The following is a 15,311-nucleotide window of genomic DNA, read 5'->3' as shown; positions in this document are numbered from 1 at the left end:
GTGTCAGCTCGTAGAACTGACCCGTCATGTTCGGTATCGGAGACTTCGCCAGGCACGGCCAGGTGTCGGTGCGCATGCTGCGCCACTACGACGCCCTCGGCCTGCTGCGGCCCGCGCACGTCGACCACGCCACCGGATACCGCCTCTACCAGGCGCGCCAGCTGGCCCGGCTCAACCGGATCATCGCGCTGAAGGGCCTGGGGTTCACCCTCGGCCAGGTCGGCGAGCTGCTCGACGAGCCGGTCGGCGGGGAGCGGCTGCGCGGCATGCTGCAGCTCCGGCAGGCCGAGGTCCAGGCCAGGATCGCGGAGGAGACCGACCGGCTGCGCCGGGTCGAGGCGAGGCTCCGGCTCATCGAGAGTGAGGGTCACATGCCGACCGAGGACGTCGTGCTCAAGAGCATCCCGGCGCAACGCGTCGCCGAGCTGACCGCCATCGCGGCGAGCTGGGCGCCGGAGGACATCGGGCCGGTCATCCAGCCGCTGTACCGCGACCTGTGCGACCAGCTGGACAAGGCCGGCGTCACGCCGACCGGGCCCGCGGTCGCCCGGTACGAGGACGTGCCGGACGGCGGCGGCAAGGTCGTCGTGCACGCGACGCTGCCGGTGGACCGCCCGCTGGGCGCCGACGGCGCCGGGTTCGGCGTGGTCGACCTGCCGCCGCTGGCGAAGGCGACCACGATCGTGCACCGCGGCGAGATGGAGAACATCCTGCCGACCGAGCAGGCGCTGGCCGCCTGGGTCGAGCGGCACGGGTACCGGTCGTTGGGCTATCCGCGTGAAGTCGACCTGGAGTGCCCGCGGGGGGAATTCGACCGCTGGGTCACTGAGCTGCAGCTACCGGTCGGCTGACGCGTTTTCCGCCGCCGTTCGCCGGGTGCGTTCGACCTGGCGAACGGCGGTGCGACTTCCCGGCACGACCCTCGAACACGTACTCTGAGTTGTCCGATGGTGACGCGAAGATCGAGAGCTGGGGAGGCGGAGATGGCCGCGGACGACCCTCGCGGTGCCGCCGAGTCTGCCACGCTCGCCGGTGGCGAGGGCAGCGGAGCGCCGACGGCCCGCCGAATCGTGCTGGGCGCCCAGCTGCGGCGGCTGCGTGAGGCCGCCGACATCTCCCGGGCCGACGCCGGCTACGCCATCCGAGGCTCCGACTCCAAGATCAGCCGGATGGAGCTCGGCCGGGTCGGCTTCAAGGAGCGCGACGTCGCCGACCTGCTCACCATGTACGGCGTCGAGGACGAGAACGAGCGTGCCTTCTATCTGGACCTCGTGAGCAAGTCCAACGAGCGCGGCTGGTGGCACCGCTACAACGACCTCATGCCCGACTGGTTCTCCAACTTCGTCGGCCTGGAGGAGTCCGCGTCGCTCATCCAGAACTACGAGCTGCTGTTCGTGCCGGGCCTGCTGCAGACCGAGGAGTACATCCGCGCGGTCGCGAGCCACGGCCAGCCGGCTCGCATCGACGACGAGACCGAGCGCCGGGTGAACCTGCGCGTGCAGCGGCAGCGGGTGCTGTTCCGCCAGGGCGCGCCCCGCATGTGGGCGGTCATCGACGAGTCGGTGCTGCACCGCCCGCTCGGCGGCATCGCGACCCTGCGGCGGCAGATCGAGCACCTGCTCGAGGTCACCAAGCAGCCGAACGTCACGCTGCAGGTCGTGCCGTACTCGCTGAGCGGCTACTCGGCCGAGGGCTCGTTCAGCATGCTGCGGTTCGCCGAGCCGACCCTGCCGGACGTGGTCTACATCGAGCACCTCAACGGCGCCCTGTACCTCGACCGCCCGAACGAGATCGAGGTCTACGGCCGCGTGATCGACCGCCTCGCCGTCGACGCCGAGACCCCGGACCGCAGTCGCCAGACGCTGTCCAAGCTCCGCGCCGAACTCGGCTAGTCCACGCGGTTTCCTCACCCGTGGGTGTCACCTGATCAGGTGGTCACGATAAGTGCCTGGTCCTCGTGATGACCGGTCCATGAGGCTCTACCTGGGCGAACACAACTGGTAGCCGATCAATCCCCCGCGTCCCTGCGCATTCATCTGCACGTGCATTTACCGCTGCACTAGCACATGTTATCTTGAGTGTATGCAACTGCACGTGCAGGTGCACCCACTGTAGTAGTCGGAATTGAGGTGGGGATCATGGCAGGCAAAGTTCGTAACGGCATGTCCGCGGATCGGCTCGAGAACGCCAGGTGGCGCAAGAGCAGCCGCAGCGGCGCGGTCGGCAACTGCGTCGAGCTGACCTGGCCGGGACGCGAGGTCGTCGCGGTACGGAACTCGCGCAACCCGGGCGGTCCGGTGCTCGTGTACTCCCGCACCGACCTGGTCGCCTTCCTGGGCGACGTGCGGAAGCGGGGGGTTTGATGGCCGCCAGTGCCGCGTCGTCGGCCCGCGCCGCGACCAGCACCGATGCCCAGCTCCGTGCGCTCGTGGCGCGCGGTTTCCGGTTCGTCGACCCCAGAGACGAGAACGGCGACATCGTGGCGGTCGTCGGCGTGCGGGCCCACCACAACGTCGTCGACGTGGTGCAGCTGCACGGCGAGGACGAGGTCGTCGCCGCCCGAGTGCCCCCCGACCAGGACATCTTGGCGCCCAGCCGGGTGTTCTGGCGGGAGGTCGGACCGGTGGACGCGGTCCTCGGCGCCATGCTCGCGCTGCCGGACGACCGTACGCCCGGTCTGGTGCTGACTCCCAACCGCGCGAGCGCCTAGTACAGCTCCGAGTAGGTCGCCCGGCCTCCGCTGATGTCGTAGACCGCGTCAGTGGAGAAGCTGCAACGATCCGAACCGAGCCAGCCGGCCCATTGGGATCAGGCTCGCCATCACCGCCGGATCGGCGGTCGCGCTCATGGGTGTCTCGATCACCGCTGGCGCGACCGCGTTCACCAGCACCCCGGTCATCGCGAGCTCCTTGCCCAGCGCCTTGGTCAGCCCGGTCACGTTGACCGCGAACGTCGCCGCCCACTCCGCGTCGGTCACCTCGGCGAGGGGCTCGGCCGGGGCCGGCCACGCCGGCGCTGTTCACCGCACGTCGACCCGGCCCACCCGCTCGACGGCGCCGGCCACCGCGGCCGTGTCGGTGGCCCGCAGGTCGGCGCCGGTCGCGAGGTCCATGGTGACCACGTCGAGCCCGCCACCCGCGAGCCGGGCGGCACAGGCGCGCCCGATGCCGCTCGCGCCGCCGGCGACCCGCGCCCCGCGTGCCAGCCGCCGCCTCGACTAGAACACGTTCTAGTCGAGGTTACCTGGTCAGCCGGGACACGGTCGGCAGGTCGGCCTCGTGCCATGCGGCGAACCCGCCGATCACGTCGGTGACGTTGGTCAGCCCGAGCTGGGTCATCACCTGGTGCGCGGCGAGGCTGGAGGTGTAGCCCTCGTTGCACATGAGGACGATCTCCTGGTCACGGTCGCCGGCGCGCAACTCCTTGAGCCGGTGCTCGCTGGTGACGTCGAGCCGCCACTCCAGCACGTGCCGGGACACCGCGATCGCACCGGGCACCTCGCCGAACCGCCACCGGAACTCGGTGGGGCGCAGGTCGACCAGGATCGCGCCGCGCCGCATGGCCTCCGCCGCCTCGGCCGGCGCGTACCGGGTGATCCGCGACCGCGCGTGCTCCAGGAGCCCGCTCACGATGTCGGTCACGACGCCGCCTTCCGGAGCCCCACGGCCTCGGCCTCGAGCGCGGTGACCTCCGGCTCCGGGGTGTCGCACCGGATCTCGCGCAGATGGTGCATCCCGGTCGGCAGCCAGCAGTAGAAGTTCATCGCGCTCAGTGGGGGGGAGTAGGCGTGGATGGACACCGTCGGCTCGGTGCCGACGTTCACCAGGTTGTGCAGGTAGTCGACGCCGAAACCGACCGAGTCCCCGGCCGCGTGCCGGCGGGTGCGCAACCCCGTTCGGTGCACCGCGCCGAAATCCTCCAGCAGCGAGCCGCTGGCCACGGTGAACGCGCCGACGCTGCCGCCGTGGTCGTGCAGGAGCGTGTCCTGCCCGATGTCCCAGCAGATCAGCCACACCTCGACGGCCTCGTCGACGTGCAGCCGGGAGTAGAAGCGTTCGGTCAGGTCGAATCGCACGGAGTTCGTCCAATGAATGGGCGAGCCGGCAATTTCGGTGACCATCGCGCATAGTTCCTGCGGTGAATAATGTGGATCCGAACTCGTCGGAAAAGAAGGCGCGACGGATTGGCGATGCATTTCCACGAGACAAGCCCTTTCGCTTGGCACCCGCGGTGTCCTCGCTCGCCGGTCGCTGTTCACGACCTTCGGTCGAGGCCATCACGAGTGGTGTCTCGCTCGAGTCGTCCCGCCGCGCGGCCCGCCCGCGTTCGACGGGCGCACTGCGGCACAGCCCGATCAGCCACTATGGTTTCCCGGTGGGGTGAGCGATGCGCTCACCAGGGAGAGTATCCGGCGGGGGAGTGCGGGCACAATGGGCCCGGCAGCCGGCGAAGGGAATGGCGCCATGCGGATAACCAGGGCGCAACGCAACGCGGTAGCCGAGCGGATCACCAGCCTCGAGCGGACGTTCTACGGCCGCGGCCCGCGCAACGTCCAGGTTTCGGTGAGCGACGACGACCCCGTCAGCCTCGTCGTGCTGTCCATCGACAGCCTCACCGTCGCCGACGCCGTGCTCGGCGAGCGCGGCCACCGGGAGGCGGTGATCCGCCACCACGAGGCACTGCACGAGGCCACCCGCGCCGACTTCCTCGAGGCCGTCGAGGGCATCGTGGGCAGGCCGGCCACCGCCTACCTCGCCCAGGTCCACCCGGACACCGGCAGCGCCATCCGGGTGTTCGTGTTCTCCGACCAGATGCACGACGACGACGGCTCCGGCGGCTCCGGCGGATAAGGAACAGGCGGACTGTCGGTGGGTTTGCCTACTATCGAGCCCGCCCAGATCCCCCAGATCCTCCCAGAGGCGGCGAACCGGACATGGCTACAGCTGAGCTCATCGGCCGCGACCACCCCGCCGGGGTGCTGCGCGCCGAGATCGGCCGCGCCGCGGGCAGCCACGGTGGGCTCGTGCTGGTCACCGGGGAGGCCGGCATCGGCAAGACCACGCTGGTCACCGCCGGCATGGAGACCGCGCGGCGGGACGGCGCGCTGGTGCTGTCCGGGTCGTGCTGGGACTCCACCGCGGCGCCCGGCTACTGGCCGTGGGTGCAGGTGGTCCGGGGGCTGCGCCGCCAGGCCACGGCCGAGGAGTGGATGGCGGTGCAGGAGGCGGCGGGCCCGCCGCTCGCGTTCCTGCTCGGCGACACCCGGGGCGAGCAGGCCGACGGGTTCCAGATGTACGACGCGGTCACCAGCGCGCTGGTGGCGGTCGCGCAGCGCCGGCCGGTCGTGGTCGTGCTCGACGACCTGCACTGGGCCGACCCGGAGTCGGTGCGGCTGCTGGAGTTCGTCGCACAGCACACCTGGTTCGAGCGGCTGCTGCTCGTCGGCACCTACCGCGACGTCGAGGTGGAGGCCGCCGATCACCCGCTGGCCCCGCTCATGCTGCCGCTCCTGGCCAGGGCCACCACGGTCACGCTCACCGGGCTCGGCGAGGCCGAGGTCGGCGCGCTCATCGCGCGCACCACGGGCGCGGAGCCGGCCGCGGACCTCGTCACCGAGGTGCACCTGCGCACGGGCGGCAACCCGTTCTTCGTCGAGCAGACCGCCCGGCTGTGGCACAGCGGCAGCGCGCTCACCACGGTCGCGCCCGGCGTGCGCGACGCGGTGCGCCGCCGGCTGTCGCTGCTGCCGACGATGGTGTCGACGCTGCTCACCGACGCGGCCGTGCTCGGCCGGGAGTTCCACCGCCAGGTGCTGGCCGCGGTCGTGGCCGCGCCGGTGCCGCACGTCGACCGGCTGCTGGCCGAGTCGATCGCGGCTCGCCTGGTGGTCGCGCTCGGCGACGGCCGGTTCGCGTTCGCCCACGACCTGGTCCGGGAGACGCTGTACGAGGCACTCGACGAGGCCGAGGCGCGGAGCCGGCACGCCGCGGTCGTCGGCGCGCTCGGCCGGTCACCGGCGCTCTCCGAACGGATCTTCCCCGCCGACCGCGCCCGGCACGCCTACCTGGCGGGTGCCGAGATCGAGCCGGACGTGGTCGTGGAGCTCCTCACCGCCGCCGCCCGCGACGCGCGCAAGCGGATGGCGGTCGAGGAGTCGGCGGCGCACTACCGTCGGGCGCTCGCGCTGGTAGGCCGGGACGACCCGCGGCGGGCCAGGCTCAGCCTCGACCTCGGCAGCCAGCTGTACCACTTCGGCCCGGTCGGGGAGGCGTGGAACTGGCTGGGGGAGGCGGCCGAGGTCGCGCTGCGGCTGGACGACACCGAGATGCTGCCCCGGGTCGCGCTCACGCTCCATGGCGTGGGCAGCCCGGACGGCCGGGCGGAGCTCAAGGCCCGCCTGCTGCGTGCGGCGCACCGCAGGATGGTCGGCACCGACCAGGACGGCAAGTCGCCCGACCAGCTGGTGGGCGAGGTGATCCTGCAGGTCGTCGCCATGGCCCGGAGCGGCAACGACGACGACGCGCTGGGCTTCTCGCTGTGGACCATGCACGACACGCTGTGGGAGCCGGGGCACGGGGCCGAGCGGCTCGAGCTGTGCGACGAGCTGGCGGCCATCGGCCGACGCCTCGACGACGCCGAGATGGAGCAGTGGGCCACGTCGCTGAGCTGGGTGGCGTTGCTCGAGCTGGGCGACCCGCGCTACCACGACAGGTTCATCCGGTTCGTCGCGCTGACCGAGCAGAGGCCGGAAGGCTCGATGGTGGTCGGCGCCGACATCGACCAGAGCATCATCGCGGCCATGTGCGGGCGGTTCGCCGAGTCCGACGCCATGTTCGCCAAGGCGATGTCGGTGCCGCAGGAGACGGACCACCCACACATGCGGCACGCGGTGCATCACCTGCGCTGGGCGTCGTTGCAGCTGCAGGGCAGGTGGGACGACCTCGACGAGCTGCGCCTGCGCGCGCTCGACGTGCGCTACCCGTTCCCGGAGCTGCTCGAGGGCATCACGGCCGCCGCGCGCGGCCACCGCGAGACGGCTCTGCGGTGCGTGGCCGAGGCCGACGCGCGGGACCGGCCGGTGCCGGGGCCGTTCCGCGCGCTGTGGCTGCGGCTGCTCGCCCAGGCCGCCTCGCTCACCGGCGACCCGTCGCTGGGCGACCGCGCGCGGTCGGCGCTGGCGCCGCACGCGGGGGAGTGGCTGGTCGCGTTGTACGGCTGCGACATCGGCGGTCCGGCCGACCTGTGGCTCGCCGCGGTCGAGTCGGCGCTGGGCAACCGGGACGCGGCGGAGTCGAGCTACGCCGAGGCCCTCCGCTCGGCCGAGACCCTGGGTGCCCGCCCGTGGGTCGTCGAGGCCAAGGTTGGCCTCGCCGGCGTGCTGTCCGCCGCGGGGGACGAGGCGCGGGCCGCGGTCCTGCGGGACGAGGCGTCCCGCGAGGCGGCCGAGCTGGACATCCGCCATCGCGCGGGCCTCGTGCCGGCGCTTTCCGCGCCCCGCAACGAGTTCCACTACACGGGTGAGACCTGGTCGCTGACCATGGCCGGCCGCACCGTGCACGTCCCGGATGCCAAGGGCCTGAGAGACCTGCACGTGTTGTTGTCCTCTCCCGGCACCGAGGTCTCGGCGACCCGCCTGCTGAACCCGGAAGGCGGCCAGGAGGTCGTGGCCGCGGCCCGGCTGAGCGGCGACGACGTCCTCGACGCCGGGGCCCGCGCGGCCTACCGGCGCCGACTGTCCACACTGGACGAGATGATCGATGCCGCCACCCTCCGCGGCGACGACGAGAAGGCAGCGGCCCACGACCAGGAACGCGAGGCCCTGCTGGACGAGCTCCGCAAGGCGACGGGCTTGGGCGTCCGCCAACGCCGCCTGGGCGACGAGGCCGAACGCGCACGAAAGACGGTGACCGCGAGAATCCGCGACACCCTCCGCAAACTGGACGACCGCCACCCCGAGCTGGCCACCCACCTCCGCGACTCGGTATCGACCGGCGCCACGTGCTGCTACCAGCCGCCGAGCCCGACCCGCTGGACGCTCTAGTGTCGCGTGACCCTGAAACCTTTACGCCGCTGCGGCCAACAGCGGCCCTGTCTGTGTTACAGCGTTGGAGAGAAGCCCAAGTACATCCAGTACGAGCGACTTTCCTCCGCCTTGCCAGGAACCACGTTGATCCACAGCGGACGCAAAGGAACAGGATCACGCGACACTAGCTGAGTGATTCCTGATCGGCCGGAGAACCACGCGCCGATCGCGGTGACAGACCGGGCACCAGCACGGACCGCGGCCGCGGCGACGAGCAGGATCGACCCAAGGTGTGCCGCACTCCACGACACGAAGAGCACGGGGATCCGGCACCGCGGCGAGATGTTCTCGCAGGTCACCCACCTGTCCCGAACTGCCCTCCACCACCCCGGGTAAGTCACCAGGACGGGCCAGTTGGTGCGGAGCGACAGGGCACGAAGGACCCGCACGATCAGCGGATGTTGCCCGGCGCTGAAAATGCGATGGAGCGGGCGTTAGCCGTGCCGACCGGGATTCGGTCAAAGTGGACGGTGTCATCGGCACGTGCCGGTGTTCGTCGGCATGGTGCCGGATTCATGGGTGAGCAGGACCGCCGGTCGCGTCGACGAGTCGCGGGTTCGTCGTGCGTGGACGAAAGAAGGCAGGGCGCGGCCAGGACCGATGCCGGTGGCTCAGCCGGTCGAGGCCAGAGCGAGGAGCCGTCCGCGGGTCAGGACGGTGATCGTCGACCAGGGCTCGCCGAAGGCGGGGCCGAACCGGCTCCGCATGGCGAACGCCGCGGCTGCCAGGGCGTCCAGGGCGGCGGCGAGCAGGTCCGAGCACTCACGGGTGGGCAACGCGTCGTGGTCGAGCGCGACTACGGCCTGAACTCCGAGAGTCCACTTCATCCCACCCCCATGGATCGACCCCACCCAAACACCCCAACGCAACACCCTCCACCACCCCCACACCCACGCAGCCTGAGCCACCGACTGAGGTTTCCTGGCGTAATCATGCGGACTGCGCAAGGCGCCTCGGCGGGGCCTCCTCGCGCTGAGAAGGCCCCGCCGCTACCGCCCCCCGGGTCACTTCCTGTTGTAGAGCCGCATCGTCAGGGTGCCGAAGATCGCGATGATCACCACGGCGGCCACCAGGACCCAGGTGATCTCACCGGCGTCCGGGGTGCCCTGCATCAAGCCGCGGACAGCGGCCACCAGGTGGGTGATCGGGTTGACCTCGACGAACGTGCGCAGCCAGCCCGGCATCGTTTCCGGCTCGACGAAGACGTTCGACAGGAAGGTCAGCGGGAACAGCACCATCATACTGACGCCCATCACCGACTTCTCCGACCGCAGGAACAGACCGAACATCGTCCAGATCCAGGAGAACGCGAACGAGAAGCCGACCAGCAGCACGATCCCGAGCAGTACCCCGAGCACCCCGCCGCCCGGGCGGAAGCCGAGGATCAGGCCGACCACGAGGATGACCGCCGCGGCCGTGATGTAGCGGAACACGTCGCCGAACAGGGCGCCGACCAGTGCCGACGGGCGCCACACCGGCAGCGTGCGGAAGCGGTCGAACACGCCCTTCTCGATGTCGATGTTCACGCCCATACCGGTGTACATCGTGATCATGACGACGCTCGTGACCATGATGCCCGGCAGCAGGAACTGCAGGTACTCGGTGACCGACCCGGCCAGCGCGCCGCCGAACAGGTAGGTGAACATCAACGTCATCATGATCGGGAACGCGGTGACGTCGAACATCTGCTCGGGCACGTGCTTGATCTTGAGCATGGCCCGCCAGCCGAAGGTCAGCGACGCCGACCAGGCACTCGGTCTCGGCGGCTGCTCGCCGGCGGCGAGCACGGCGTTCAGGCTCTCCGCCGCGGGCGTGTAGGTGCTGACAGCGGGCTCGGTGGTTGTGGTGCTCATGCTGTGACACCTGCCTCGCTCCGCTCGGCGTGGGCGGCATTCGCGCGAAGCACGGTGGTTGGGTTGGTTGGTTTGCTCATGCTGTGGCACCTGCCTCGCTCCGCTCGGCGTGGGCGGCATTCGCGCGAAGCACGGTGGTTGCGTTGGTTGGTTTGCTCATGCTGTGGCACCTGCCTCGCTCCGCTCGGCGTGGGCGGCATTCGCGCGAAGCACGGTGGTTGGTTTGCTCATGCCGCGGCCTCCTCGGACTCGGTGGCGAGGTGGTCGGTGAGGGCCAGGAACACCTCGTCGAGGGTCGGCTGGCCCAAGGAGAAGTTGTCGACGGTGATGCCGGCCGCGGCCAGCTCGGCGAGCGCCCGCGACGCCTGCTCGGCGGCCTCCCGGTCGGAGTCCTCGCCGGACAGCTGCGCGGTGAGTGCCACCGGGTCGGGGTCGAGATGCACCGCGGGGCCGAGCACCGTGGTCAGCACCCGCAGCGCCTCCTCGCGCCGCGCCGCGTCGCGCAGCCGCACGTGGATGGAGCCTGCGCCGACCGACGCCTTCAGCTGGCCGGGCGTGCCCTCGGCGATCACCTTGCCGTGGTCGATGACCGCGATCCGGGACGCGAGCTGGTCGGCCTCGTCCAGGTACTGTGTGGTGAGCATGACCGTGGTGCCCTGCGCGACGATGATCCGGATGATGTCCCAGACCTGGTTGCGGCTGCGGGGATCGAGACCGGTGGTCGGCTCGTCGAGGAACAGCACGTCCGGCGTCTTGAGGATGCTCGCCGCGATGTCGATACGCCGCCGCATGCCGCCGGAGTAGTTCTTGACCTGCTTGCCGGCGGCGTCGGTGAGCCCGAACGCCTCCAGCAGCTGCGCCGACCGCTCCCGGGCCCTGGGCTTGCGATGGCCGAGCAGCCTGCCGATCAGCACGAGGTTCTCGGTGCCCGTCAGGTCCTCGTCGACCGAGGCGTACTGGCCGGTGAGGCTGACGAGGCTGCGCACCTTGTCCGCCTCGCGGATCACGTCGTGGCCGAACACCCGCGCCTCCCCGCCGTCCGGGCGCAGCAGCGTGGCGAGCATCCTCACCGCGGTCGTCTTGCCGGCACCGTTCGGGCCGAGGACGCCGTACACGGTGCCGGCGGGCACCGCGAGGTCGACGCCGTCCACCGCGCGTGTGGTGCCGAATGTCTTGACGAGACCTGATGTCTCGATGGCCAGGTCGGGCATGGTTCCTTCCCCTCGTGTCAAGCGGTGTGTCAAGCGGTGTGTCAAGCGGTGTGTCGAGCGAGATGTCGAGCGTGGGTCAGGCGATGTAGGGGCGGGCCGCGCGCGCCTCCCGCAGCGCGAGGGCCCACCACGTCAGCTGGTCGAGCATGGTCGTGACGGCGACCTCGAGAACCGCCTTGTCCCGCGGGGTGCCGTCGCCGCGCACGGCCATCAGGTCGATGGCGACCTCGTCGCGCACGGCCACCGTGTGCAGCTCGGTGAACACGACCCGCAGCGACTCCACCGCGTAGTGGCCGCGGCTGCGGCACCCGTAGGACACGAAGCCGACGGGCTTGGCGTGCCACTCGTCGTAGGCGAAGTCGATGGCCTGCTTGAGCGACGCCGGGAAGCTGCGGTTGTACTCGGGGGTGACCACCACATATCCGTCGGCGCGGTCGATCGCCGAGGTGAACGTCGTCATCCGCGGGGTCGCCTCCTCCGGGTAGTGGTGGGGAAAGTCGAAATCGGCCAGGTCGAGCAGGTCGAGCTCGACGTCGCCGCGCTGCTTCACGAGATCGACGAACCACCGGGCGATCGCGTCGCCGACGCGGCCCTCCCGAGTGCTGCCGACGATCACCGCGATCCGCAGCCGTGCGTTCATCGGTCCTCCTCGTGCCTCACCATCCAGGCGCGAGACGGGGTGCTAGATCGGATCTAGCGGCGGCTGGCTCACGTTCGTGAACCCTCCACATTCAACTTGTCGGTTAATTAACCGCAAAGTTTAGTTGGGCAGACAGGGTTCGCGGGGCTGGGCTGCGTCGAGCTCCTCGTGCACGGCGAGGACATCGCCCGTGGTCTGGGGCTGGCCCTCGACCCGTCGCGGGACGTGTGCGCGCGTACTCGCACGGATGTTTCCCCAGGTGACGGTCGAGGAGCCGTGGGCGTCGCTGCTGTGGGCGACGGGCCGGGTCGACGGCGAGCCGCGGCGGACGGGCCGGCGCTGGCGCGGCGCCCCGCTGGACGAATGAGGCGCGCCCCGGACGGGTCTCGTCCGGGGCGCGCCCTGCCGTGGAGCTGCCGGGCGGTCAGCCCGGGGTCGGTGGGGTCAGCCGGGGCACCGTCGCCACCTGCTCGTTCAGGAGGTCGGCCAGCGCGCTGACCACCCGCACCGTCGGCGCCTCCGCCCCCGTCAGGTCGGCGAGCTCGACGACCGCCTTCAGGATCACGTCGAGCTCCAGCGGCTTGCCTTTCTCCAGGTCCTGCAGGGTCGACGTCTTGTGCTCACCGGCCCGCTCGGCCCCGGCCATGCGGCGTTCGATGGAGATCTCGGGGTGGGCGTCCAGCCGGGCGGCCACGTCGAGGGTCTCCCTCATCATCCGGACCACCAGCTCGCGGGTGGTCAGATGGCGGCAGATCCCGGCCATCGTGGCCCGGGTCAGCGCGCTGATCGGGTTGAACGCGATGTTCCCCATCAGCTTGAGCCAGATGTCCTTGCGCAGGTCCGGCTCGACCGGGCACTTCAGCCCGCCGGCGACCATCGCCTCGGCGAAGGAGGTGCAGCGCGCGGAGATCTCACCGCTCGGCTCTCCGATGGAGAAGCGGGTGCCCTCCAGATGGCGGATCACCCCCGGGGAGACGATCTCGGTGGCCGCGTAGACGACGCAGCCGATCGCCCGTTCCACCGGCAACGCCGCGGACACCGCACCGCCGGGGTCCACGCTGTCGATCCGGTAGCCCTCGTACTTGGAGGGGACACCGTGGAAGTACCACCACGGGATCCCGTTCTGCGCGGCGATGATCGTCGTGTCGTCATGCAGCAGCGGCCTGATCATCGGACCGGCGTCGGCGTATCGGTTTGCTTTCAGGCCAAGGAAAATGTGGTCGACCGTCCCTACCTCGGTCGGATCGTCGGTTGCGTGTGGACGGGCCTGGAAATCGCCGCGCGGGCTCTCGACCCGTACACCCGACTCGCGGATCTTCTCCAGGTGGGGACCTCTGGCAATGAGATGCACCTCGACTCCGGCTCGGTGCAGGGCGGCACCGACATACGCGCCGATGGCGCCGGCCCCAAGAACAGCAACTTTCACCGCAAGCTCCGTTCTTGTGTTCATTTGGTATGCAGCATACAGTATGAGATGTTCGGCAAAACTAGAAGAGACGAGCATGGATCGGCTGCTCAGAGGCGTGCGGCGGCCGGTGGGCAGGCCGGCGGGCCAGTTCGACAGGGACCAGGTAACGCCTTCGGCAGGCGCGAGTGACAAAACGTAGACCGGGGGGCCTGGCCCTCACTAAGGTCATACGGTATGCAGTATGCGCCACACCTCGACACACGGATGACATGAGGAGATGACAAGTCACATGGCTTCAACGGTCCGGGAGACACCGGGCAGCGACGGTCAGGAGAACCCGGAGATGATCTCCGGCGGTCATCTGGTGGCCAAGGCGCTGAAGGCCGAGGGCGTGGACGTGATCTTCACGCTGTGCGGTGGGCACATCATCGACATCTACGACGGCTGCGTCGACGAGGGCATCGACGTCATCGACGTACGCCACGAGCAGGTCGCCGCGCACGCCGCCGACGGCTACGCCCGCATCACCGGGAAGCCGGGCGTAGCGGTCGTCACCGCGGGCCCCGGCACCACCGACGCGGTCACCGGCGTGGCCAACGCGCTCCGGGCGGAGAGCCCGATGCTGCTGATCGGCGGCCAGGGGGCGCTGTCCCAGCACAAGATGGGCTCGCTGCAGGACCTCCCGCACGTCGACATGATGAACCCGATCACCAAGTTCGCCGCCACGGTGCCGAGCACCGAGCGGGCCGCGGACTGGTGTCGATGGCGTTCCGCGAGTGCTTCCTCGGCGCTCCCGGGCCGTCCTTCCTGGAGATCCCGCGCGACGTGCTGGACGCCAAGGTCCCGCTGGAGAAGGCACGCATCCCCAAGACGGGCGCCTACCGCGCGTCGACCAGGTCCGCGGGCGACCCGGCGGCCGTCGAGCGGCTCGCCGACCTCGTCGTGGGCGCCGAGAAGCCCTGCGTGCTGCTCGGCAGCCAGGTATGGACCACCCGCGGCACGGACGCGGCCACCGAGTTCGTCCGCACGCTGAACGTGCCGGCCTTCATGAACGGCTCCGGTCGCGGCACACTGCCCCCCGGCGACCCGCACCACCTGCAGCTCGCCCGCCGCTACGCGTTCCAGAACGCCGACCTGATCATCATCGTCGGCACCCCGTTCGACTTCCGGATGGGCTACGGCAAGCGACTCTCCCAGCAGGCCACGGTCGTCCAGATCGACCTGGACTACCGCACGGTCGGCAAGAACCGCGACATCGACCTGGGCATCGTCGGCGACGCGGGCGCCGTGCTCGCCGCGGTCACGCAGGCCGCCTCCGGCCGGGTCGACAACGGCTCTGTCGCCCGCAAGACGTGGCTCGAGGAGCTGCGCGCGGTCGAGCTGGCGGCGTATGAGAAGCGGCTGCCCCGCCAGCTCTCCGACGCGTCCCCGATCGACCCGTACCGGCTGGTGCACGAGATCAACGAGTTCCTCACCGAGGACTCGATCTACATCGGCGACGGCGGCGACATCGTCACCTTCTCCGGCCAGGTCGTGCAGCCCAAGTCGCCCGGCCACTGGATGGACCCGGGTCCACTCGGGACACTCGGGGTCGGTGTGCCGTTCGTGATGGCGGCCAAGTACGCGCGGCCGGACAAGGAGGTCGTCGCCCTGTTCGGGGACGGCGCGTTCAGCCTCACCGGCTTCGACTTCGAGACGCTGGTCCGGTTCAACCTGCCCTTCGTCGGCGTCGTCGGCAACAACTCGTCGATGAACCAGATCCGCTACGGCCAGATCCAGAAGTACGGCGCGGACCGCGGCCGGGTCGGCAACACGCTCGGCGACGTCCGCTACGACGAGTTCGCCAGGCTGCTCGGTGGGTACGGCGAGGAGGTCCGCGACCCGAAGGACATCCGTCCCGCGCTCGAACGCGCGCGGGAGAGCGGCCTGCCCTCGCTGATCAACGTGTGGGTCGACCCGGAGGTGTACGCACCCGGGACGATGAACCAGACCATGTACAAGTAAGGGGACTTTTCATGGGAAAGGCTCTCGAGGGTGTTCGCGTCCTCGACATGACCCACGTCCAAAGTGGACCGTCGTGCACGCAGATCCTGGCGTGGCTCGGTGCGGACGTGGT

15 protein-coding genes and 1 pseudogene are annotated in these 15,311 nt (G+C 70.2%); 8 read left to right on the top strand and 8 right to left on the bottom strand.

What is annotated here, in order from left to right:
• Positions 1–26 precede the first annotated feature (26 nt).
• From GEV28_RS07450 to GEV28_RS07435, 4 genes are all read left to right on the top strand, one after another.
• Positions 27–851 carry a MerR family transcriptional regulator gene (locus GEV28_RS07450; RefSeq protein WP_291409957.1) on the top strand — a complete coding sequence of 275 codons (825 nt, stop codon included), beginning with the start codon at positions 27–29 and terminating at the stop codon, positions 849–851.
• A 132-nt stretch (positions 852–983) separates the two neighbouring features.
• Positions 984–1,892 (top strand): helix-turn-helix transcriptional regulator, encoded by a 909-nt coding sequence (locus GEV28_RS07445; RefSeq protein ID WP_291409955.1) that lies wholly within the window; start codon positions 984–986, stop codon positions 1,890–1,892.
• Between the two features lie 246 nt (positions 1,893–2,138).
• Positions 2,139–2,363, top strand: coding sequence for a DUF397 domain-containing protein (locus tag GEV28_RS07440; RefSeq protein ID WP_291409953.1), 225 nt, complete (start codon positions 2,139–2,141; stop codon positions 2,361–2,363).
• Positions 2,363–2,710, top strand: coding sequence for a hypothetical protein (locus GEV28_RS07435; protein ID WP_291409951.1), 348 nt, complete (start codon positions 2,363–2,365; stop codon positions 2,708–2,710). The genes GEV28_RS07440 and GEV28_RS07435 overlap by 1 nt, the downstream gene beginning before the upstream one ends.
• Positions 2,711–2,758: 48 nt before the next feature.
• Here the strand turns inward: GEV28_RS07435 and GEV28_RS07430 are convergent, their stop codons facing one another.
• The 3 genes from GEV28_RS07430 to GEV28_RS07420 form a co-directional block, all read right to left on the bottom strand.
• Entirely contained in the window at positions 2,759–2,977 is a 219-nt protein-coding gene (locus GEV28_RS07430) for an SDR family NAD(P)-dependent oxidoreductase (RefSeq protein WP_291409950.1), read from the bottom strand.
• A gap of 262 nt (positions 2,978–3,239) precedes the next feature.
• On the bottom strand, positions 3,240–3,641 hold the full coding sequence (locus GEV28_RS07425) for a rhodanese-like domain-containing protein (RefSeq protein ID WP_291409948.1): 402 nt from the start codon (positions 3,639–3,641) through the stop codon (positions 3,240–3,242).
• Complete coding sequence (locus GEV28_RS07420) at positions 3,638–4,120, bottom strand: cysteine dioxygenase family protein (RefSeq protein WP_291409947.1); 483 nt, start codon at positions 4,118–4,120, stop codon at positions 3,638–3,640. The genes GEV28_RS07425 and GEV28_RS07420 overlap by 4 nt, the downstream gene beginning before the upstream one ends.
• Before the next feature lie 343 nt (positions 4,121–4,463).
• Here GEV28_RS07420 and GEV28_RS07415 point away from each other — a divergent pair, with 343 nt between their 5' ends.
• A complete protein-coding gene (locus tag GEV28_RS07415; protein ID WP_291409945.1) occupies positions 4,464–4,850 on the top strand; it encodes a Na-translocating system protein MpsC family protein in 387 nt (128 codons plus the stop codon).
• Between the two features lie 83 nt (positions 4,851–4,933).
• Positions 4,934–8,041 carry an AAA family ATPase gene (locus GEV28_RS07410; RefSeq protein WP_291409943.1) on the top strand — a complete coding sequence of 1,036 codons (3,108 nt, stop codon included), beginning with the start codon at positions 4,934–4,936 and terminating at the stop codon, positions 8,039–8,041.
• 653 nt (positions 8,042–8,694) lie between these two features.
• On the opposite strand, the gene GEV28_RS07405 is transcribed toward GEV28_RS07410, so the two are convergent.
• The 5 genes from GEV28_RS07405 to GEV28_RS07380 all read right to left on the bottom strand — a co-directional run bounded on the left by GEV28_RS07405 (position 8,695) and on the right by GEV28_RS07380 (position 13,237).
• Complete coding sequence (locus GEV28_RS07405; protein ID WP_291409941.1) at positions 8,695–8,910, bottom strand: hypothetical protein; 216 nt, start codon at positions 8,908–8,910, stop codon at positions 8,695–8,697.
• A 177-nt stretch (positions 8,911–9,087) separates the two neighbouring features.
• Entirely contained in the window at positions 9,088–9,936 is an 849-nt protein-coding gene (locus GEV28_RS07400) for an ABC transporter permease (protein WP_291409939.1), read from the bottom strand.
• A 227-nt stretch (positions 9,937–10,163) separates the two neighbouring features.
• The gene (locus GEV28_RS07395) at positions 10,164–11,147 is read right to left on the bottom strand and encodes an ATP-binding cassette domain-containing protein (RefSeq protein ID WP_291409936.1); all 984 of its coding nucleotides are present in this window, start codon (positions 11,145–11,147) and stop codon (positions 10,164–10,166) included.
• A 76-nt stretch (positions 11,148–11,223) separates the two neighbouring features.
• Positions 11,224–11,787, bottom strand: coding sequence for an NADPH-dependent FMN reductase (locus tag GEV28_RS07390; RefSeq protein ID WP_291409934.1), 564 nt, complete (start codon positions 11,785–11,787; stop codon positions 11,224–11,226).
• A 424-nt stretch (positions 11,788–12,211) separates the two neighbouring features.
• Complete coding sequence (locus tag GEV28_RS07380) at positions 12,212–13,237, bottom strand: 2-dehydropantoate 2-reductase (RefSeq protein WP_291410134.1); 1,026 nt, start codon at positions 13,235–13,237, stop codon at positions 12,212–12,214.
• A gap of 247 nt (positions 13,238–13,484) precedes the next feature.
• Between GEV28_RS07380 and GEV28_RS42190 the strand changes: the two are divergent.
• Together GEV28_RS42190 and GEV28_RS07365 are read left to right on the top strand one after the other, a co-directional pair.
• Positions 13,485–15,199 (top strand): annotated as a pseudogene (locus GEV28_RS42190) (thiamine pyrophosphate-binding protein).
• Between the two features lie 11 nt (positions 15,200–15,210).
• The coding region (locus tag GEV28_RS07365; protein ID WP_291410130.1) for a CoA transferase at positions 15,211–15,311 on the top strand (101 nt) is incomplete at its 3' end.

Origin of the sequence: Actinophytocola sp. (genome assembly GCF_009379765.1) — a bacterium.
GTDB lineage: Bacteria > Actinomycetota > Actinomycetes > Mycobacteriales > Pseudonocardiaceae > Actinophytocola.
Note: the sequence above shows the minus strand (reverse complement) of the source record. Positions and strands in the feature narration are given on the sequence as shown.